Annotated in this window: 19 protein-coding genes; 11 read left to right on the top strand and 8 right to left on the bottom strand. The window is 65.1% G+C overall.

The features are described 5' to 3' along the window. The first annotated feature begins 250 nt into the window (after positions 1–250). Positions 251–511: a hypothetical protein gene (locus tag LOK46_RS01965; RefSeq protein WP_273562247.1), complete on the top strand. Its 261-nt coding sequence runs from the start codon at positions 251–253 to the stop codon at positions 509–511. A gap of 84 nt (positions 512–595) precedes the next feature. Here LOK46_RS01965 and LOK46_RS01970 read toward each other — a convergent pair whose 3' ends face one another. Then, positions 596–1,408: an IS5 family transposase gene (locus tag LOK46_RS01970; protein WP_043075003.1), complete on the bottom strand. Its 813-nt coding sequence runs from the start codon at positions 1,406–1,408 to the stop codon at positions 596–598. A gap of 240 nt (positions 1,409–1,648) precedes the next feature. Here LOK46_RS01970 and LOK46_RS01975 point away from each other — a divergent pair, with 240 nt between their 5' ends. The 3 genes from LOK46_RS01975 to LOK46_RS01985 all read left to right on the top strand — a co-directional run bounded on the left by LOK46_RS01975 (position 1,649) and on the right by LOK46_RS01985 (position 3,557). Further along, the gene (locus LOK46_RS01975; RefSeq protein WP_273562248.1) at positions 1,649–1,918 is read left to right on the top strand and encodes a hypothetical protein; all 270 of its coding nucleotides are present in this window, start codon (positions 1,649–1,651) and stop codon (positions 1,916–1,918) included. A 390-nt stretch (positions 1,919–2,308) separates the two neighbouring features. After that, positions 2,309–3,058 carry a flavin reductase family protein gene (locus LOK46_RS01980; protein ID WP_273562249.1) on the top strand — a complete coding sequence of 250 codons (750 nt, stop codon included), beginning with the start codon at positions 2,309–2,311 and terminating at the stop codon, positions 3,056–3,058. 64 nt (positions 3,059–3,122) lie between these two features. Further along, positions 3,123–3,557, top strand: coding sequence for a tautomerase family protein (locus LOK46_RS01985; protein WP_273562250.1), 435 nt, complete (start codon positions 3,123–3,125; stop codon positions 3,555–3,557). Positions 3,558–3,804: 247 nt separating this feature from the next. Here the strand turns inward: LOK46_RS01985 and LOK46_RS01990 are convergent, their stop codons facing one another. Continuing rightward, positions 3,805–4,662, bottom strand: coding sequence for a hypothetical protein (locus LOK46_RS01990; protein ID WP_273562251.1), 858 nt, complete (start codon positions 4,660–4,662; stop codon positions 3,805–3,807). A gap of 125 nt (positions 4,663–4,787) precedes the next feature. Between LOK46_RS01990 and LOK46_RS01995 the strand changes: the two genes are divergently transcribed. Continuing rightward, positions 4,788–5,681 carry a hypothetical protein gene (locus tag LOK46_RS01995; RefSeq protein ID WP_273562252.1) on the top strand — a complete coding sequence of 298 codons (894 nt, stop codon included), beginning with the start codon at positions 4,788–4,790 and terminating at the stop codon, positions 5,679–5,681. A gap of 186 nt (positions 5,682–5,867) precedes the next feature. On the opposite strand, the gene LOK46_RS02000 is transcribed toward LOK46_RS01995, so the two are convergent. Further along, positions 5,868–6,329: a DUF6641 family protein gene (locus tag LOK46_RS02000; RefSeq protein WP_273562253.1), complete on the bottom strand. Its 462-nt coding sequence runs from the start codon at positions 6,327–6,329 to the stop codon at positions 5,868–5,870. 683 nt (positions 6,330–7,012) lie between these two features. On the opposite strand from LOK46_RS02000, the gene LOK46_RS02005 reads away from it, so the two are divergent. Further along, entirely contained in the window at positions 7,013–7,558 is a 546-nt protein-coding gene (locus LOK46_RS02005) for a hypothetical protein (RefSeq protein ID WP_273562254.1), read from the top strand. Between the two features lie 305 nt (positions 7,559–7,863). On the opposite strand, the gene LOK46_RS02010 is transcribed toward LOK46_RS02005, so the two are convergent. From LOK46_RS02010 to LOK46_RS02025, 4 genes are all read right to left on the bottom strand, one after another. Continuing rightward, positions 7,864–8,825, bottom strand: a protein-coding gene (locus LOK46_RS02010; RefSeq protein ID WP_234742272.1) for an IS630 family transposase whose coding sequence is annotated in 2 segments (ribosomal slippage) — positions 7,864–8,477 and positions 8,477–8,825 — 963 coding nt in all. Because the reading frame shifts where the segments join, the coding sequence is not laid out codon by codon here. 184 nt (positions 8,826–9,009) lie between these two features. Continuing rightward, positions 9,010–12,174 carry an efflux RND transporter permease subunit gene (locus LOK46_RS02015; protein WP_273562255.1) on the bottom strand — a complete coding sequence of 1,055 codons (3,165 nt, stop codon included), beginning with the start codon at positions 12,172–12,174 and terminating at the stop codon, positions 9,010–9,012. A 9-nt stretch (positions 12,175–12,183) separates the two neighbouring features. Continuing rightward, entirely contained in the window at positions 12,184–13,398 is a 1,215-nt protein-coding gene (locus LOK46_RS02020; protein ID WP_273562256.1) for an efflux RND transporter periplasmic adaptor subunit, read from the bottom strand. Between the two features lie 181 nt (positions 13,399–13,579). After that, positions 13,580–13,777: a polyhydroxyalkanoate synthesis regulator DNA-binding domain-containing protein gene (locus LOK46_RS02025; protein WP_091675875.1), complete on the bottom strand. Its 198-nt coding sequence runs from the start codon at positions 13,775–13,777 to the stop codon at positions 13,580–13,582. 246 nt (positions 13,778–14,023) lie between these two features. Between LOK46_RS02025 and LOK46_RS02030 the strand changes: the two genes are divergently transcribed. Together LOK46_RS02030 and LOK46_RS02035 are read left to right on the top strand one after the other, a co-directional pair. After that, the gene (locus LOK46_RS02030) at positions 14,024–14,701 is read left to right on the top strand and encodes a response regulator transcription factor (RefSeq protein WP_273562257.1); all 678 of its coding nucleotides are present in this window, start codon (positions 14,024–14,026) and stop codon (positions 14,699–14,701) included. Further along, positions 14,694–16,076: a HAMP domain-containing sensor histidine kinase gene (locus LOK46_RS02035; RefSeq protein WP_273562258.1), complete on the top strand. Its 1,383-nt coding sequence runs from the start codon at positions 14,694–14,696 to the stop codon at positions 16,074–16,076. The genes LOK46_RS02030 and LOK46_RS02035 overlap by 8 nt, the downstream gene beginning before the upstream one ends. A 437-nt stretch (positions 16,077–16,513) precedes the next feature. Here LOK46_RS02035 and LOK46_RS02040 read toward each other — a convergent pair whose 3' ends face one another. Continuing rightward, entirely contained in the window at positions 16,514–17,086 is a 573-nt protein-coding gene (locus LOK46_RS02040; protein WP_273564734.1) for a TetR/AcrR family transcriptional regulator, read from the bottom strand. 110 nt (positions 17,087–17,196) lie between these two features. Here LOK46_RS02040 and LOK46_RS02045 point away from each other — a divergent pair, with 110 nt between their 5' ends. The 3 genes from LOK46_RS02045 (at position 17,197) to LOK46_RS02055 (ending at position 19,998) form a co-directional block, all read left to right on the top strand. After that, positions 17,197–18,621, top strand: a complete 1,425-nt coding sequence (locus LOK46_RS02045; RefSeq protein WP_273562259.1) for an amidase — start codon at positions 17,197–17,199, stop codon at positions 18,619–18,621. 122 nt (positions 18,622–18,743) lie between these two features. Further along, on the top strand, positions 18,744–19,601 hold the full coding sequence (locus LOK46_RS02050; protein WP_273562260.1) for an NAD(P)-dependent oxidoreductase: 858 nt from the start codon (positions 18,744–18,746) through the stop codon (positions 19,599–19,601). Positions 19,602–19,683: 82 nt separating this feature from the next. Beyond that, positions 19,684–19,998, top strand: coding sequence for an EthD family reductase (locus LOK46_RS02055; RefSeq protein WP_273562261.1), 315 nt, complete (start codon positions 19,684–19,686; stop codon positions 19,996–19,998). The last annotated feature ends 278 nt before the right edge of the window (positions 19,999–20,276 follow it).

A 20,276-nucleotide genomic window follows, 5' to 3' on the forward strand; every position in this document is an offset into this window, starting at 1 on the left:
TCATTGGAGCCGTTATCGCCATCGCACTCGCGGCCGCGGTCTCCTACGGTCTGATGAGCCAGCAAACGGCCGATAAGATCCAGGCTCAAACGAACCAGACCCTGCAGAACGATCAGAGCTCGCCGAGCTCTGGTCAGCAGCCACCGCCTCCGCCTCAAAATTCGACACCGCAGGGACCCGCACAGCCTGGGTCGTCGCCGCAGAAGCCTGCGCCAGCACTGCGTCAGTAAGGGGTATCTGGGAGCAGTCGATGGAAGACGAAGGCAATTTCGACCACTCACCAATGTCGGGCAAATTCACCCGCAACGGCATCACGGTCGAAGTCGAGATCTACCGGACCGCTGGGACGCAGGATCCCTGGCGCTTAGAGGTTGTGGATCAAAACGGCGGCTGCACTCGCTGGCACGAGTTGTTTGCTACCGAACAGGACGCCTTCGAGGCTTTTGTCAGAGTGGTCGAGGTTGACGGCATAGACTCTTATGCACGCAGGGGGCCTGAGCTACGGCACTGACACCATCAGCTTATTTACGGAGGAAGCCTCGAAGGTAAAGCGATCGTAGCGGAGGTGCCCTTGGCTAAGAGTCCGTCCGAGAAGTCAGGCTGAGCGGGCCAGTCGCCTGACGAGGATCATGACGGCTGCCGCGTAGAGGAATGCTCTGGCCGAGGCGATAGTCGCCTCTGGGTCCTTCCAGAGGCGGCGATTGCGGCTGATCCAGGCGAAGAAGCGTTCGACCACCCAGCGGCGTGGATGCACGGCAAAGCCGACTTGATGGGGCGGCTTGCGCACGATCTCGACCGTGATGATCGTGGCGGTCGCCGGTCTGTTGCCGGCATAGCCTGCATCGGCGAAGGCTTTGGCGATGAACGGGAAGGTCCGACGCGACAGGCGCAGCACCGGCACGGCTCCGTCGCGGTCCTGTACGTCGGCAGGCTGAGGATCGAGGACGAGCGCGCGCCCGTCCATGTCGACCAGCGCTTGGCGCTTGCGCCCCTTGACCCTCTTGCCGGCATCGTAGCCGCGCGGGCCGCCGCTCTCCGTCGTCTTGATGCTTTGGCTGTCGAGGACCGCGGCAGACGGTGAGGCTTCCCGTCCGACTCGCTCGCGATCGGCCATGACCAGGTGGTGGTTGATCCGGCCAAACAGCCCTGTGTCGCGCCAGCGGCTGAAGTAGCCGAACGTGGTCGAGCGCGGCGGTAGATCCTTGGGTATCAACCGCCAGGAGATCCCACCCCTCAGAACGTAGAAGATGGCGTTCAGGACCTCCCGTGTCGTCCAGAGCGGAGGCCGGCCACAGGGCGCTGGCCTCGGCATCAGTGGCTCGATCACCGCCCACTCGGCGTCGGTAAGGTCGGTTTCATAGCGAAGGCCCACGCGGCTATGCTGCCGCCGGGTGGTCGGGGTCCACATGGCGCTTCCAGGTCAGGCTTCAGCACCCTCCTGGAATCATCGCCATCCCGGCCACTCAACCCCGCCTCAGACCCTTACCGGACGGGCTCTAAACGATCTGCCACGCTGCTTTTCGCAGCAATGGCCGCTGTTCTGTCAGATCTGCCGGCGCGATCTCAAATCGCGCCCGTCAACAACTGGGCTGAGTTCCGCAGCGCGGTAGCCGCGTGCTGGACAGTTCCAGCCGGCACGGAGGGCTCTTTGATTGCCTACCGATTCGGCCTCGACAAGACAGGTGCCATTCGTGGCAAACCGCTCACTACTGCACGCCAGCTAGTCGGTGACCATGACGCACAACATCGCTATGAAGAAGCAGCATCCGCTGTGTTGTCGCACTGCTTTCCTCTCAAGGTGACACCAGCGTTCGGTGCGATACTCGGCGAGAGCCCGATATATCTACGGTTCGTCAACACGAAGCCGACAGCCGCCTACCAGATCAATAACAATGTGACGATCTTTGCGCCCCGGTAGAGGCACCTCTAGACACGCCTTGGGGGCAAAAGGCGCTGACAGCGTGGGCGATCCATGGCTGGCCGCGTCGGCTCCGCGCTCAGGAAGACGCGCGCGAGCCTGATGATGATCGAGGAGGAGCGGACGCAGGCAGGGCAGCTGTGGCGGAGGTTCGCAGGCAACGATCAGCCGGTGGAGTGCGCCCTATCGGATCGGACAGGCGGCGGACAGCTTAGACGACCGCCAATGGTGGCGTACCGTCCTCCTCGAAGAGTGAGCCGATCAGCGTCCATAAAGCCTGATGTGCGCATCAAAGCGGCGTGCGGAAGTTGGATTGCGGCGCAAGAACCGGGAAGCATCGCAGCCCGAGCGGTCACATACGTGGTTCGTTGCCAAGCCACGGAGCCTCTCTTGACCGATCCCCACGTCACAATCGAGCCGTCGATCCTCTACCTCGGAACCCCGGTCGTCCTCATCAGTACGCAGAACGAGGACGGCACCGCGAACCTCGCCCCGATGTCGTCCGCGTGGTGGCTCGGCTGGCGGTGCATGCTCGGTCTCCAAACGGCGTCGCAGACGCCGCAGAACATGATCCGCACGGGGCAGTGCGTCCTCAATCTCCCGTCACCGAAACAGGCTGGCGCGGTGAACAGGCTGGCGCGCCTGACGGGCACCGAGAAGCTACCTGAACTGAAGCAGCGGCTGGGCTATGCCTATGAGCCTTCCAAGTTCGACGTGGCTGGCCTGACACCCATCGCATCGCAGACCGTCTCCGCGCCGCGCGCGTTGGAGTGCCCGATCCAACTGGAAGCCGTCGTCGCGGCCCAACACGGGATCATGGATGACGATCCCCAGGTCGCTGGCCTGCTCTCGGCCTTCGAAGTGCGGATCACCCGTGTCCACGTGCATCCGAGCCTGCTCATGAATGGGCACGAGAACCGCATCGATCCTGCCAAGTGGCAGCCGTTGATCATGAACTTCCAGAAGCTTTACGGGGTGTCCAGCATCGAGGTCGTGCCCTCACGCCTCGCGGAGATCGAGGAGAAGGCCTATCGGATGCCCGACGTGGATCGTGCTCGCGACGGGGTCCTTCGATCTGCCGAGTGGCGTAACACCAGCCGGGATCGGTACGACCCGAACAAAGATCTCAGGCTGGGTTAGCTTCGGTGCCGAGCAATGCGCTTGGCAATCTGCGTTGATCCGGTCCTGGATGATGGAGCCCCTGATGCCAACCTACGCTTTTACGACGATGAGGCACTTGTCGGCCGAACAGCGTGGCAAGCTCGTCGAGAGCGTCACGACGATCCATCAGGTGGAGGCGACCGCACCCCGCTACTTCGTGCAGGTTGTGTTCTACACCATGGAGCCCGGCTCGATGTACATCGGCGGCGAAACAGCGCCGGACGACCATGTATGGGTACGTGCTGATATCCGAAGTGGGCGCACGCGCGAACAGAAGGCCGCGATCCTGCAACCGATCATGCTGGAGACCGGCGAGATCCTGGGCACCTCGCCCGAGAACGTGTGGGTGTACGTATCTGACATCCCAGCCGAGGGTGTGGCGGAGTTCGGCCATGTCCTGCCTCAGCCGGGAGGGGAGGAAGAGTGGCTCGCCTCACTACCGGGCCTACTGCGCGAGAAGCTGATGGCGGCCTCCTGATCGGCCCACTGCGCCCGATCCAACTGGCGACCGTGAGCCCGCGGTTTCTGTCCCTTGCTCGCCATCCCGATCAGGTCACGGCAAACCGGCCGTAGACCGCCGGAGATGGAAATGCCGGTGGCCGATTAATGTCCGCTCACGGGAAGAACCAATAGAGGTCCAGGTGACCGTTATGGGTCGAAAACGGAACGGCTGGTTTCCGGCGCGCACCAAAAATCATTACAAGTTGATCGCACAAACTGTAGCGCTATCTGATCGCGGACCATGAAACATCGCGCGCGATACAGTTATCCAGGCGTCTACCGGCGAACAATTCGTCATTGTAGAGGGCGATCTCCGCATCGGGTGGGACTGAGTATGTCGAGCCGCCCTGGTACAATGGTCGCACGATCAGGTCCGTCTTGCTGCGCCGACCATCGAAGGTGACCCAGCAGCTGAATGACACCCGGGTCAGGTTGGCGTCGCTACGGGTGTTCGTGACCTGAAAAACGTACCGACTGTCGGCGTTCTTGGCGTAGGTGAACGCAGGCGTGAATTCCGGCGCCTCATACATGTCCGCGGAAGCAACCCAACATTGTGTGCGCTCAATGACCAAGCCGGGCTGCCACAGCAGGCCATTCGCGCTGACCAGCGGCGCCTGCTCCATTTCCCGCGGCGCCATCCAACCTCCAGCGCCGATAGAGACCTCCAGCACACGCTCGCTGGGATTGCCATTCGCATAGACCGGCCGACAGGACACCATAGCCAAACGCAGCCAATCCCGCGGGTGCTGGTTCGTGATTCGCCCGTACAGGTAGCTGCCCTCGACCCAGGTCTCCAACCCCACGGGCGGATCTTCGGTGTAGCGGTGAAAGGCAGCCCTCGGCTTGATGTCCTCGGCCAAGAGGCGCTCGGCGTAGCCCATTGCCAAGGGGAGGGCGCCCAACACCACCAGCACGAGCAATCCGTTTTGGAGGATAGCTGCTGCCAGTAGGAGGCCACCACCGAAGAAGGCGATGCCGCCGAGGATGATCCACTCGTAAAGGTAGGGTGAGAGCGGATCGAGCCCTTCGTACGAAGCGGTGACGATCCCGATGCCAATGCTGGTGAGCCAGAGCCGCAGCATCTTCAGCGATACCTGGGAGAGTAAGGGATGTCGTCCATCGCGTAGGAAGCTCCAGGACCGCCGGGATAGCCCCAGGGGCACCCGAGCTGCGCGGAGCGCTGCGCTGGCACAGGACGGCGCTCCAAATGCATCGCGGCGGCACTGGCCGCACGCTGGCTTCCGGTGAGATGGTGCAGGCTATGACGACGCCAGCCAACCTGCCCATCTGGGCCATGCTGACCCCGCCCAGCTTGGACGCACTGTTGTTGAGTAGCGACCAAAACATGCCGCGAGCGATCAACTTCGCGCCGGACATCAACGGCAGCAGCGTTGCCGACGCCCCGCTGCTCGCGACCACTCGGCTCATGATCCGGCGGGCTCAGGGAATTAGCGGCCTCACCTTGACCGCCACCGGCGCACTGAGCCGCGCCGACGTACGCGCGCTCTTCGACGCGATGAGCTGGCCCGGCTACGACAAAGGCAACGCGCTCGCCATGAACAAGGTGCTCAACGAGGCCGACGTCATGCCTGTCGAGCTTACCCGACTGACCGCGCAGACTGCCAAATTGCTGCGGAAGCGCGAGAAGCGATTGCTGGCGACCAAATCCGGCGGTGGGCTCGCTGAGCCGGAGGCAGCCGCCGAGCTGTTCGCTCGGCTCTTCGCGACCATCTTCTGGCAGATCAGCCTCAGCTATTTCGATCGCGTGCCGTTTGAGGCGTGGCCGCAGAACCACATCGGCATCGTGCTGTGGTGCCTGTCCGTGGCAGGGGAGGGGTGGTTCCTGCCCGAGGACCTGATGCGGACGTGCACGGTGCGGGAACCAACGCTGGACGAGAAGCACCCGGACTTCCCGGCCTACGCCTTCGAGAGCCGCGTGCTGCGCCCGCTCAGCTGGTTCGGCCTGCTGGAAATGCGGATAATCGGCGACCCGAACGCCCCGACCTGGCAACGCGGCCGCCAGTACCGGAAAGCCGCACTGTTCGATCGAGTGTTGCGTTTCGACGTGCAGGTAGCCAAACCGCGCGGGCCAGCACATTGATAGCTTGGCGGCGGATCGCACCGCTAAGCTCTTGCTGCCACACTCAGAAAATCTGCGGAATCTTGGTATTTGACCCGACCACATCAGCGCCGTCTGCCGCATGGATCCCGAAGAGTTTCAGTACGGACTAAAAAGTTTGTGTGGCCATGGCGCAGCTGCGTGCGACCGGCGCCATGGCCATTGAGATCACGCGGCCTTCTTCCGCCGCTCGGACATCATCAAACCGCGCGCAGCCGCAGCCTCCTTGATCTGCGGATCCAACTCTCCTGCACGAAGTGCGGTGATCAGCGCGTCGAGCGTGGCGGGCAGCTTGTCCAGGCTGCCGATGCTGATGGCGGCCTTGCCCGGCTGCAGCTCCAGCGGCTTGCCACCAACCCGCATGATGAAATGCACGGTGCCGGCCTCGTCCTGGAACCAGCCCTTGCGCACGCGGCGGTTCACCTCGACCCGCACACGCTGACCCGACGCGTCCTTGCGCAGGGCCGCCACCTTGGGCGGATCGTAAAGCCGACCCTCGAGGGTCGCGTTCACCATGCTCTTCTGCTCAGCGAGCTGGCCGAGCAGCTTCTCGCGAGCGCGACTCAAGGGATCGTTGGCCGAAGCGGCCGGAGCGGCGGTGCTCAGCTTGAGGGTCTTAAGCACGGACATCTGCATCTCCTACATGTGAGCTCGATCAGCTCCCATGTCCGGAACGATACTGCCACTATCCTGCCGTTCAACCAAAGACTGGGGCAGGTGTTTGCCTGGATCAACCGAACCTGCGAAGTGTGAACGAGCGATAGAAGCGTGGCCTCGCCGAATTGGCGGATCAGAGTGTCGTAGTACTACACTGCGAAAACTGCATACCTAAGTCCTTGCAGATGCGCTCAGAAAATTCCGGATTTCGCACTCTTTGGCGCGACTGCGGTCATCTACCTCGCCGCGGCACCCTCTCTCAAAGCCAATAGCCCACAAAACCAAATGGGTAGACTGGAAGTCCGCTCATGGCGCTCTCCACGAAGCGATAGCGAAGTGGCGCCATGAGCAGCCATCGACAGATGGGTGCGATAGCAGCAGGCGCGAAGAGCCGGTCCAGCCCGAGGCGCGCGTGGATGGCTTGACGAGCCAGACACGTCGCGGGAGGGCGCGGACAACGCCTGATAGTACTTCGTTGTATAGCGTCGTAAGGACGGATAATCTCTCTATAGAGAGATTGTTCTTTCTTATGTCGTTAGCCAATGATGTAGTGTCAGTCGGATGATATATTATGTTCTTACCTATATGACATAAATATCGACGTACGCCATACCGGCGTCGTATACCCATATGAGGCCAACAAAAAGGAAGAAAAGATGAAACAGGAAATCATGACGTGGCTCAAGACCCAGGCTGCTACTCAGGAGTGGCTTGAAAAACACTACCGCGGCCGTATGGCCTACCAGACTGGTAGAGGAAAGATATTCGCCCTGTCTTTTTCGGACTATGTGGATCTGTGGGGCCTGAGGAAGCTCAAACAGGTCGCCAAATTGATTGAAGACGGCAAGCTCACCAAACGGATGCGCCATCCCGATAGGGGATGGGTTCTCAGTTGGACGAGCAAAGAAGCCCGAGAAGCTGGGGAAATGAATATCACGACCGCCCGCATCCTCCAGCGCAATTCGAGCAAACACCGTTTTTACCTGAAGGCCGGCGACACCCATACGGATGCAGCCAAGCGCAAGATTGGCGATGCCAAACGCGGGAAGTCACTCTCGGAGGATCACAAACAGGCCATCCGAGAAGCACGTATCGGGGTGCCGCAGAGCGCGGAGCATAAGGCCAAGCGTATTGCAGCTATCAGAGCGACGAAGCAGCGGCAGAGCGAAGCTCGTGCCCGACTGGTTGCGCAGCCAGCTTGATCGCCAGCGATTCCTAGCGAGCGCAGGGATTTACAATCCCTGCGCCTTCGGCTGATAGCTGCAAAAGCACCGCTCGCTGTCTTTGTCGCGACTGGATGTGGCCGTAAGCGGAATGGCTGCTTTGGAGGGGGTCCGCCGGAAAAGCGGACGAGCTCCTATCGACCCCGAGCGGTCATTCCGCATCCGACCCATGTCGGCTGCCCAGATCCCGGCCAAGCTCTCGCCCAAAGCGGTCATCTGCGAGCAGCCGTGTTCGGCCGACAGCCATCGAAGTCGGCGCAGACGGAACCTAGAGCCGTTCCCGGTCAGGTAGCGACAGCCAAGTCGTCCTCGTAGCCAGCTGCGGCGAGGTAGTTGCGGCACTCCTGCGGAGTGAAGCGCGTGAAGGCCTGGCGGATCGCCGGCCAGAGATCCGGGATCGTGCGAGCGGCCGCGCTGCGCAACAGCGCCTTCAGCTTTGCGAAGGCCTGCTCAATCGGGTTGAAATCAGGGCTGTATGACGGGAGGTAGAGCAGCCGCGCTCCTGCGGCCTCGATCGCCTCACGCACGCCAGCGACCTTGTGGGCTGGCAGGTTGTCCATGACGACGATGTCGCCCGGGTGCAGCACCGGGATCAGGGTCTCGGTGACGTAGCTGCAGAAGCGCCTGCCGTTCGTAGGACCGTCCAGCAGCGCGGTCGCGCACAGCCCGCTGGTGCGCAGGGCAGCGGTGACGGTAGTGGTTTTGTAGTGACCCTGCGGGGCTGCGAGCCGGCAGCGCTCGCCGCGTGGTGCCCAACCATAGCGCCGCGCCATGTTGGTGGCCGCCGCCGTCTCGTCCAGGAACACCAGCCGGTCCGGGTCGAGCTCGGGCTGTGCCTCGAACCACGCCTCGCGGGCCGCTCTTACGTCGGCACGCTCCTGCTCAGCTGCGTACGTCGCCCCTTTTTCCAGCTGATCCCGTGGCGGGCAAAGAAGCGCGACAGGCCGCTCGTGCTGGTCTGGACGCCCTGCTCAGCCAACCGGTCGCGCAGCTCGCGTAAGAAGAGGCGAGGCTCCTGCTCGGAAGTCATCAGGATCAGCCCAGCATGCGCCTCGATGCGCTTCGAGGTGTGATCACCGCCCATCGGCTTGGGCGCGACATGGCCCTCTTGGTGTGAGCGCTGCGACCAGCGGCTGGCGCTCGAGACACTGACCCCAAAGCGAGCCGCGGCTCGGTGGCACGAGGCACCTGCCGCCACGGCAGCCACGACACGCTCGCGTAAGTCGACGGACAGAGGTGAAGGCATCAGCATGCTCCTTCACCCGTCAACCCGCCACCCGCTAATCCGTCGCAATCAGCCCGGGACCGGCTCTAAGACCCCTTACTCGAAGCCGTTCAGCGCGGCGTACTCGGTAGCTCGAGCAGGTTCTGTTACGTGCAAAGTCGGACCTCACGGCCCCGAGCTAACGCAGCCGTCGCCGTGAGTGTGCTCATCGACCGGCCCCCTTCTGCACCCGCTGGCGGACCTTTGAATGCCCTCTATCCCGCAATCTGCCGGTTCGCACACTGCTGAAGGGCGAGCGCAACGTCGCCACCACCGGATAGACGGCGGGGAGAACGACGAGGGTCAGCAGCGTCGCGGTGATAAGGCCGCCGATCACCACCGTGGCGAGGGGGCGCTGCACTTCCGCGCCCGCGCTGGTCGAGAGGGCCATCGGCAGGAAGCCGAGCGCTGCGACGAGGGCCGTCATCATCACCGGGCGCAGGCGCCTCTCGGCCGCCCGGGTGGCCGCCTCCCGCGGGTCGAAACCGGAGGCTTCGAGGTCGCGGATGGTGCTCGTCAGCACCACGCCATTAAGGACCGCGATGCCGAAGGTCGCGATGAAGCCGATCGCCGCCGAGATCGAGAACGGCATGTCGCGCAAGGAGAGGGCCAGGATGCCTCCCGTGGCGGCCATCGGCACGTTGAGGAAAATCAGCCCGGCGAGGCGGATGTCGCCGAACATCACGACGAGGAGGACGAGGATCCCCGCCAGCGCCGCCGGAACCACCACGGAGAGGCGGGCGGTGGCCTCCTGCAGGTTCTGGTACTGGCCGCTCCATTGCAGCGCGTAGCGGGGCGGCAGCTTCACCTGATCGGACACGGCCTTCTGCGCGGCGTCCACGAAGCTCTGCACGTCCTGGCCGCGGACGTTGGCCTGGATCGAGATCCGCCGCTGCAGCCGCTCCCGGCTGATCTGGGCCGGGCCGGAGGTTACATCCACCGAGGCCACCATCGCGAGCGGTACCGTCATGGCGGCACCGGTCTCCTTCCCCGGCCGCCCCACCGGCAGGGCGCGGATGCGCTCGATGTCGCTGCGGTCGGCCGGGTCGAGCCGGACCACGATGTCGGTGATGGAATTGTCGTTGCCGTAGACCATGCCGGCGGTGCGCCCGCCTATGCTCTCGACCACGTCGAGCACGTCCGAGACGTTGATCCCGTAGCGGGCGGCCTTGGCCCGGTCGACCCGGATCGAGAGCGCCGGCATCCCGGCCTGCGCCTCGGCTTTCACGTCCGCCGCACCCTGAATGCCTGAGACCACCCGCACGATGGAATCGGCCGTGTCCTTCAGGACCTTCAGGTCGTCGCCGTAGACGTTGATAGCGACGTCGCCGCGCACGCCCTCCAAAAGGTCGTCCATCCGCATCTGGATCGGCTGCGAGAAGCTGTAGGCTACGCCCGGCACCTCCTCCCGGAGACGCTTGTCGAAGGCCGCGACGAGCCCTTCCTGGCTGTCGGCGGTCCTCCAGGTCGAGGGGTCGGTCAGGGTGATGAAGCTGTCGGTCGATTCGACGCCCATCGGGTCGGTCGGGATCTCGGCGCTGCCGGTGAGGGAGACGATCCGCTTCACCTCGGGGAAGGATTTCAGCACCCGCTCGATGCGGGTGACGGTGGCGAGCGAGGCGTTCAGCGCGATGCCGGGCAGCTTCTCGGAGGTGATGACGATCGAGCCTTCCGACAGCTTCGGCAGGAACTCGCCCCCGAGCCGCGTGGCCACCATGCAGGAGCCGACGAACAGGGCGACCGTCGTGAGCACGGTGACGAACGCGTGCCGCTCGGCCCAGCGCAGCACCGGCGTGTAGACACCCCGCACCGCGTGGACGAGGCGCGTCTCGCGCTCATTGACACCGCGCCCCGCGAGAAAGAGCGCCGCGAGCGCCGGCATGAGGCTCAGGGTGACGATGAGCGACGCGCCGAGCGCCAGGATCACCGTGAGCGCCATCGGGGCGAACATCTTGCCGGCCACGCCTTCCAGCGCGAGGATCGGGACGTACACGATCATGATGATCGCCACCGCGAAGATCACCGGGCGGGCCACCTCGGCGGCGGCGTCGCGGATCAGGTCGTGGGCCGGGCGGTCCGGGTGCTCGCCCCTGGCGCGGAGCACGTTCTCGATCATTACCACCGCGCCGTCGACGATCAGCCCGAAATCGATCGCCCCGAGGCTCATCAGGTTGCCCGACAGGCCGAGCAGCCGCATCCCGGCAAACGCCATCAGCATCGAGAGCGGGATCGCGGCGGCGACGATCATCCCTGCGCGCAGGTTACCGAGCAGCAGGAGCAGCACCACGATCACCAGCACCGCCCCCTCGAGGAGGTTGTGCTCCACCGTGCGGATGGTGCGGTCCACCAGCGTGCTGCGGTCGTAGAACGGGACGATCTCGACCCCCGGCGGCAGTTGCTGGCGCAGGGCGGCGATCGTCTTCTTCACCTCCGCGACCACGGCGCTGGCATTCTCGCCGTAGCGCATCATCGCGATGCCGACGACGGTCTCGCCTTCCGCGTCGTGGGTGACGGCGCCGAGCCGGACCTTGGGTGCCTCCTGCACCGTGCCCAGCGTGCCGAGCGTCACCGGCACACCACCGGGGCCCACCGCGACGACGATGTTGGCGATGTCCTCCGGGCCCTTGGCGAGGCCGAGGCCGCGGATCGTCTCCTGTTGGTCGTTGTGCTCGATGTAGGCGCCGCCCCGGGCAGCGTTGTTCTCGGCGAGCGCCATGTAGACCTGGGCCAGCGTCACGCCGTAGCGGCGCAGCGCGTCCGCCGAGACGCGGACCTCCTCGGTCGGCATCTGGCCGCCGTAGATGTTCACGTCGGCGATGCCGGAGGTGAGCTTCAGCTTCGGCGCGATGGTCCATTGCAGGATGCGCTTGAGCTGCATCGGCGTGTAGGCGGGCCCGCGCAGCTCGAACTGGTAGATCTCGCCGAGGCCGGTCGCCATCGGACCCATCTGCGGATCGCCGACTCCGGCGGGCATCAGGCTCTTGGCCTGGGGCAGGCGCTGGAACACCTCCGCCCGCGCCGCCGTAACCGACACAGATTCGTCGAAGGTGACGTAGACCGCCGAGACGCCGGCCCGGGACGTCGAGCGGACGTTGGAGAGCCCCGGCGCGCCGGCCATCGCGTTCTCGACCGGAAAAGTGACGAGCCGCTCGACCTCCAGGGGACCGAGCCCCGGGGAGAGGGTGAGGATCATCACCTGCTTCGGCGAGATGTCCGGCACCGCGTCGATCGAGAGTCCTTCGAGGTTGGCGATCCCGCCCGCCGCCGCGGCGAGCGCGATCATCAGCACGAGGAAGCGGCGGCGGACCAAGAGGGCAAACCAGCTCTTCATCGCCGCCGCTCAATCCGTCGAGCCGAGAAGGCTGCGCAGCAGGATGGCCTTCAGGCCGAAGCTGCCCGCGGTCGCAACACTTTCACCCGCCGCCACGCCTCGGCGCACCTCCACCCAGTCGGTGCGCTGGATGCCCAGCGTCAGGGCCCGCCGCTCGAACCTGTCCGGGTCCGTGCGCACGAAGGCGATGGGGCCGGTGTCCGTCTGCTGCACGGCCGCCGCCGGGATGGTCACGCCGTCGCGACCGAGATCAGCTGCGACCGTCACCGAGACGAAAAGGTTGGCGCGCAGGAGATCCTGCGGGTTGTCGAGCTCGATACGCGCCGGAGCCGTGTTCGTCGTCGGATCGAGGGCGGCGTTGACCGAGCGGACATGGCCCTCGAAGGGCGGATGGCCGGGCACCGGGCTCTCCACCGAGACCGCATCCCCGGCCTTCACCCGGGAGATGTCGGCCCCGTAGAGGTTCGCCAGCACGACGACGCGGGTGGGATCGGCCACCGTGAAGGCGTTGCGCCCGGTATCGACCACCTCGCCCAGGGTGATGCCGACGCTCGTCACCACGCCGGCAATCGGCGTGACCACGGCGCTGGTGCCCGGCGCGGCGCCCTCGGCCGGGGCGAGGCGCTGGTACTGCGCCCGGTACATCTCCGCGTTCGCCTGCGCAGACTTCACCGCCGCCTGTGCCTTGGCGAGATCGACCTGCCGCCGCTCGACCTCGGCTTGCGCCACGCCCCCGAATTTCAGCTGCTCCAGCCCACGCTTCACCTGGAGCGCTGCCACCGCCTCGGAGGCCCGCGCCTCGCCGAGGGCGGCTTCAGCCGCCTGGAGCCCGTTGCGGGCGTCGAGGAGACCGGCGGCATCGAGGGTCGCGAGCGTCTGCCCCGCCGTCACCCGATCCCCGGGCTGAACGGCGAGGCTCAGCACACGTCCCTGCGTGCGCGGCTTGAGATGCGTCACCCGCCGCTCGTCGAAGGCGACGGTGCCCGGAGCCCGCACCGGGAACACGATCCGGCGGGTCTCCGCCGTACCGAAGGCCAAGCCGATACGCGTCTGCCCCGCCCCATCGAGGGTGACGAGATCGGGGTTCGCCGGGGCGTCGTCGGAACGGTCCGCATTCGCCTCGCGGACCGTGGGCGGGGCGAGGCCAAGGCCGGCGAGGAGTGGGCCGCGATAGGTCCATCCCGCGAAGGCCACGGCGGCCAGCACCGCCAGGATGAGCAGCACTCGCGGCGCGCGGCCCCGGCTCAAAATCGGAGCCGGCGCGGAGGCATCCCCGCTTCCGAAGCCATCGGTCCCGGATGCCTCGGAGACCTCCGCGGGGCGCGCGGACGCTTCGGCGTTCAGCGACATGGACAGGCGGCTTGCCGGCCGGTCGGGCCGGACGCCGAGCGGGTGAGGATGAGGTTCATGCGTCGAAGCCGGTGGGGAGCACCTCGTCGCTGACGAAGCGCCCGGTCTCGACCTCGCGGATTACAACCTCGAAGCCCTCGCCGCGCCATTCCCGCAGTCGCTCGACGGAGACATAGGTCCGGGTCTCGACGTCGTAGAGCCGGCTCTGGGCGTAACGGTTGATGAGGCGGCGGGGCCGCCGCTTCCGGGGCATGTCTGTGCTCCCTCAGCGGCGGGGGATCGTGTCGTATGCGGGAAAACCGCGGAGCAGGAACAACATCGGAAGAGCCCGCTGAAGATCGCGCCCAGCCGAGCAGGGGCCGAGGTACGCGCTAGAGTCATTCTAATAAGTTGGACGAAGCCGATGGGGCGCCACTAAATTCTGGTTCACAGTCGCTTCCTCGCGCAGACCGCAGGGCCGACATGCGACACACTGGCAGCGCGGGAGGACCGGGTTCACGTGGCGAGGCTGCTGCTGATCGAGGACGACGGGGACACGGCCGGGGATGTGCTCGACGACCTGCGCGGGCGCGGCCACGAGGTCGCCTGGGCCGCAACCGGGCCGGACGGCGCCCGATCAGCACGGGAGGGTGGCTGGGACGCGATCATCCTCGACCGGATGCTGCCCGGCCAGGACGGGCTCGGCGTCCTTCAAGATTTGCGCCTGGACGGCGACCGGACACCGGCCCTCGTCCTGAGCGCGCTCGGCGACGTCGACGAGCGCATCCGCGGCCTCCGGGCCGGTGGCGACGACTACCTCGCAAAGCCCTTCGCGCTCGGCGAACTCGCCGCACGGATCGAGGCGCTGCTCCGCCGCCCGGTCGACACCCGCGAGACGCTGCTGCGGGTCGGAAGCCTAGAGATCGACCTGATCACCGGAACGGGCCGGCGCGGCGCGCGCGACCTCGACCTCCTGCCCCGGGAACTCAAGCTCCTCGCCTATTTGATGCGCGCGCCCGGTCGGATCGTCACACGGGCGATGCTGTTCGAGGAGGTCTGGAACTACCGCTTTACTCCGAAATCGAACCTCATCGACGTCCATCTCGGCCGCCTGCGCCGCAAGCTGGAGGCGGCCGGGGAGGCGCCCCTGATTCAGAACGTCCGCGGCGTCGGTTTCACCCTCACGCCCGATGAATGACCTCCTGCGCTCCACCACCCTACGGTGGGCTCTGGGGATCGCCTTGTGGTCGGTGCTTCTCGCCCTGACGATGTTCGCCTTCATCTACTGGCAGACGGCAGCCTACCTGCGGGAGGAACTCGCCGAGACCCTGCGGCTCGAAGTCCGCGCGGCCGCGGCCGACCCCGCCGCCACGGCGCTGCGGGTGGATACGTGGACTGCGATGGACCCCCACGCGCGGCACTACGGCGGCGTCTTCTCGCCGGACGGCGTCCGCCGCGCGGGCAACCTCGATGCGATGCCGAAGGGTCTGCCGCGGGACGGGGACGCCTACCGGGTGAACGCCACGGTGGAGGTCGGGGGCCGCAGCCTCGCCGACGAGATCTGGGCGGCGGCCCTGTCGCTGCCAGGCGGCGGCACGGTGGTGATCGCCCACGACACCGACGACATCGACCGGGTGCGGGTCACAACCCTGCGGGCGCTCGGCCTCGGCCTGCTGCCGATGCTGGCGCTCTCTGGGATCGGCGGCCTCGTCCTCGCCCGCCGGGGCCGCAGGCGGTTCGCCGCCACCGAGGTGGCGCTCGCCGAGGTGATGCGCGGTAACCTCGGCAAGCGCCTGCCGGTCGGAGGCCGAGGCGACGAGTTCGACCGCCTTGCCGCCAACGTGAACCGCATGCTCGACGAGATCGAGCAACTCATGGGCGAAGTCCGCAGCGTCGGCGATGCCGTCGCCCACGACCTGCGCACGCCGTTAACCCGCCTGCGGGCCCGGCTGGAACGCAGCCGGGCGCAGGCGCGAACGGTGGCGGAGTTCCACGAGGCGATTGATCAGGGCCTCGCCTGGATCGACCAGACACTCGCGATGGTGACGGCCGTGCTTCGGATCGGCGCGATGGAGGAGGGCCGCCGGACCGCCTTCGCGCCGGTCGACCTCGGGGAGGTCGCCGCTGCGGCGGTCGACTTCTTCGAGCCGGTGGCTGAAGAGAGGGGCGTCCAACTCGTCCTGTCGGCGGTGGGGCCTTGCACCGTCCACGGCGACCGGGACCTCTGCTTCGAGGCCCTGTCGAACCTCATCGACAACGCCGTGAAGTTCACGCCCCCCGGAGGGACAGTCCGCGTCGCGGTCGCCTGTACCGGCCAATTCGTCGAGGTGGCCGTGGAGGATACCGGCCCAGGCCTGCCGGCGAGCGAGCACGACAAAGTCTTCCGCCGCTTCTACCGCGCCGAGATGTCCCGCCAGACCCCCGGCAACGGACTTGGCCTCAGCCTGGTCGCCGCCATCGCCAAGCTTCACGCCGCAAGCGTGAATATTTGTGCAGCGGAAGAGGGTGGTTGCCGTTTCGCGATGATTTTCTCGAAGTTGGCCACCGATGGCCACACGTTTTCTGCTTATTAGATGACTTCAAGAATACGTCCGATTGTTACTTATTGAATGGGCTTCTGGCCTCTGATTACTGATTTATCAGCCGAAGGGCTAGCGTATCGAAAAGCGTCGCGGCACGTCCGCTTCTATGTCTATGCCAGTCGAAAGCGGAAAGTCTCGAATCCACCCATCTGAGACGTTCGTCCGGGCACTGGGCGGCGGCAGATGCTGGCCGGAAGCGGAATGGCTGCTTCGGAGTAAATGCGTCGGATAAGCGGACAGCCGGCTGCCGCCTCGCCCAAGGCAGCTCCTCGCGGATCTGGAAGCCGCGTCGAATAGCAAAACGCGCCGACTAGTTCCGGTCAGGCCGGACGTTTGAGGAGCAGACCATGGCACCGAGCGCGAGAAGAGCACCATGTCTCAGCCGATTCATGTTAGAACTGAACCTAGCTGGTCCAAAAAATCGAATTTTAACTGCTGGTCGGGAGAAGACCGCTGGCACGGTAGCCGGCGATGATATCGTCGTACACGGCTATATCCGCACGCGATCGAGCGACGACCTGTGCGCCGCCGACGGCCGCAAAGATCGCCCGCGCCCGCTGTTCGACTGCGGGGGTCTCTAACCTTGGATTAGCGGCCCTCAGGACCTTCGCCAACCAAGTGACTTGAACGTCCGCGAAGGTGCGAACCTCCGCCTGAACCTGCTTGGGAAGGTCGTCATGCTCCGCGGCCATGAAGCCGCATAGACACATCCGGTTGTCGTTCTCTAATGCTCTCCGAAACAGTGCTGGATACTGCGCGAGGCAGGCTGCTGGATCCTGGGTCTCCGTCCAGAGCCGCTCAAGGCGCTCCCTGGAATCTTCCCAGTAGCGCTTGGCTACCGCCGAGCCGAGGTCGGCCTTGCTGGGGAAGTAATAATGGATGCTGGCGCTCTTTATCCCCACCTCTGCCGCAAGGTCTCGGAAGTTCAAGCCAGCGTAGCCGTGTGCTTGGGCGGTCGCACGCGCAGCCGCCAGGATCGCTTCTCGCCTATCCATCGTCATCATCGAAAAACCTGACCAAGTGACAGATAGGGCTTGACGATGCCAATGAACACGATTCTCTACCTATCAAGTGGCAGATAGAGGGATCGCCATTCGGCGAGCCGCTCCCTATGGAGGTCGATATGGATGCTGATGACCTCACAATGTCGGATGCAACGACGCTGGCTTCCCTAGTGCGGTCGCGCCAAGTCTCTCCGGTAGAGGTCGTCGAGGCGCACCTTGCTCGCATCGCAGCGGTCAACCCTCGGCTGAACGCCATCGTCACCTTGCCCGCTGAACAGGCGCTCGTCGCCGCAAGGGCCGCGGAGATCGCGGTTATGGCTGGAGCCGAACTCGGACCGCTTCATGGCGTCCCATTCACCGTCAAGGATTCCCTCGATACCGCCGATGTGCCGACGCAGCGCGGCTCGCACCTTTTCGCGGGTCGGGTCCCCCAAACGGACGCAACCAGCGTCGCACGCTTCAAGAGGGCCGGGGCAATCCTTCTGGCGAAGACGAATCCCCCGGAGTTTGCCTTCTGGACCGAGACCGACAACCTGCTGACCGGGCGCACAAATAATCCGTGGGACCTCGGGCGTACACCGGGCGGGTCGAGCGGAGGCGAGTCGGCCGCCATCGCCGCAGGAATGTCGCCAGTCGGCATCGGTAGCGATGTGGCGATATCGGTGCGGGGCCCCTCCGCCCATACCGGCATCGTCGCCATCAAGCCAACCCACGGGCGCATCCCACTCACCGGACATTGGCCGCAGGTGCCTCGCCGCTTCTGGCATATCGGCCCGATGGCACGGAGCGTCCGCGACGTCGCGCTCGCCTACGGGATCATGGCCGGTCCTGACGGCGTGGACGGCTACGCAACACACTCGCAGGGCTTCGACCTGGGGATTAGCGCCGATGTCGGAAGGCAAATCCGGATCGGCTGGCTCACGGAACACGGCTTTGGGCCGGTCGCACCGGAGGTCGCCACGACGGTGGAAGCTGCCGCGCGTCGCCTGCAAGAGCTGGGATGCGCTGTCGAGCCGGTGCGCATCCCAACGCTGGAGGCGAGCGACGGCGTTGCGATCTCCGGAGCTCTGTTCGGCGCCGAGGTCAAGCCGGAGTTCAGGCGTGTCACGGAGAGCTGGCATGGACCGCTCTTCAGGACCAGCGAAGCCGTTCTCTGCAGATCGGATGTTACCTCGGCCGAGTATGTGCAGGCCCATCAAGCCGTCGAACGGTTGAGGGATGCCTTCGTCGAGTATTTCGAGCGCTACGACGTTCTCCTCTGCCCAGTGACGCCCGTGCCCGCGACGCCGCATGGGCTCGCCGAGCTAGTCATCGGTGGCCGGACCGTCCCTGCTCGGCATATCGTGAGCGCTACGGTACCCTTCAACCTAACCGGCCTGCCGGCGATGACACTCCGGTTCGGGACGAGCGCCGAAGGACTGCCGGTCGGCGTGCAGCTCGTCTCCAGATGGTTCGCGGAGTCCACAATTCTGCGTCTCGCGGCACAGCTTGAGAGCGTGAGCGAATTCAGGGACGTGCGCCCATCCCTCTGAGGCCTCGGCAACGCGGGGATGCGTGTGACTGACGCGGCATCAATGAGCTCGGCATCAGCGCCGTGGCACGACATAGGCGGGCCCTGTCGCTCACGGGCCCAATTCATAACAGGAGCACGGACATGGACATTGGCTTCATAGGGCTCGGCGCGATGGGCCGCGCGATGGCGCGGAACTTGGCGGCAGGCGGCCACGCGGTGAAGGCCTGGAATAGATCGGGCGGTGCGGTCGAAGGCGTCGACATGGTTACCTCCCCGGCTGAGGCATTCCAGGCGGATGCTGTGATGACGATGCTGTCCGACGACGACGCCATCCGCAGCGTCGTGCTGGACCCAGGCCTCCTCCACGCAGCCAGCCGCGGACCGGTGCACGTGGTCTGCTCGACCATATCCGTGGCGTTCGCTCGGGAACTCGTCGCGGCGCACACGGCCGCCGGGCTCGGCTTCGTGTCCGCGCCGGTGCTCGGCCGCCCGGACGTTGCCGCAAGGGGCGAATTGAACGTGCTGGCTGGGGGCCCACCTGGGGTGGTCGATAAGGTCCGTCCGATCCTGGAGGTGATCGGCGGCCGAATCTGGGACATGGGACCGGAGGCGCCGACCGCCAACGCCGCCAAGATCGCCTGCAATATGATGATCACCATGGCCATCGAGGCCATGGCGGAGGCTGTCGTACTCACCGAAGCGAACGGCCTCGCCCGAGATCATTTCTTCGAGTTGATCCTCGGTACCCTATTCGGAAGCCGCTCCTATCAGGTCTACTCGGCGAATATCGCCGCTGGTACCTACGAGCCGGGCTTCAAGGCTACTCTCGGTTTCAAGGACCTCCGCCTCGCCATGGCGGCGGCCGAGCAGGTCGGCCGGCATCTGCCGATGCTTGAGGCGGTTCATCGGCGCATGGCGGAGACGGTCCAGGCCGGGCTCGGGGAGCGGGATTGGTCCGCGATGGCCGAGTTCACGATCAACGGAGGCCGTCAGAGTTGAGCAGTTTGTTGGCTCGGTCGCCGGTACGACGCGGACATCAGGCTTGCAGACACGTGCCTGGTACGATGAATGAGAGGCATCAATGACGAGGATGATTGTAGTCTGTGAAGGTAACGCAGGCACGCGCTTCGATCGCGAGTACTACGCCACCAAGCACCTCGCATTGGCATTGGAGTGTTGGGGCCAGTATGGGCTCGAAGCCGCTGACGCGTTCTTTCCTGCCGGCGAGGGTGACGGATGGCTCTCGGTGGGTGTCTATCGGTTCCGTGAGCCCGGTGATGTCGATGCAGCGCTCGCTGCACCTGAAACGGAACGCGTAATGGCGGACGTGAAGAACTTCACGGATGCGACGGTCGTACTGCGCAGCAAGTTTTGTCCGAACTCGTCGCCAGAATGATCTGCATCATCGCTCGAGCGTCTTTCAACGCCGAACCGGCATCCACTTCGGCGGAAGAAGCGCAAGGCACGGAAGCGAAAGTAATTTGTCGTACGCGACCGACCCATGCATCCCTATCTATGACTCTGTTTCCGGTGGGCACATGCCTATTATGAAAGACGTACACTCAGTGAGCGCCTTATTCGCATTCTGACGGGACTGATTGCGACCATCGGCAGCCCAGGGATTGCGTGCAAGTAACCCAGAGCATCTCCTTTGCGGCGAGCAGATCGTACGCG

Source organism: Methylobacterium sp. NMS14P (assembly GCF_028583545.1).
Lineage (GTDB): Bacteria > Pseudomonadota > Alphaproteobacteria > Rhizobiales > Beijerinckiaceae > Methylobacterium.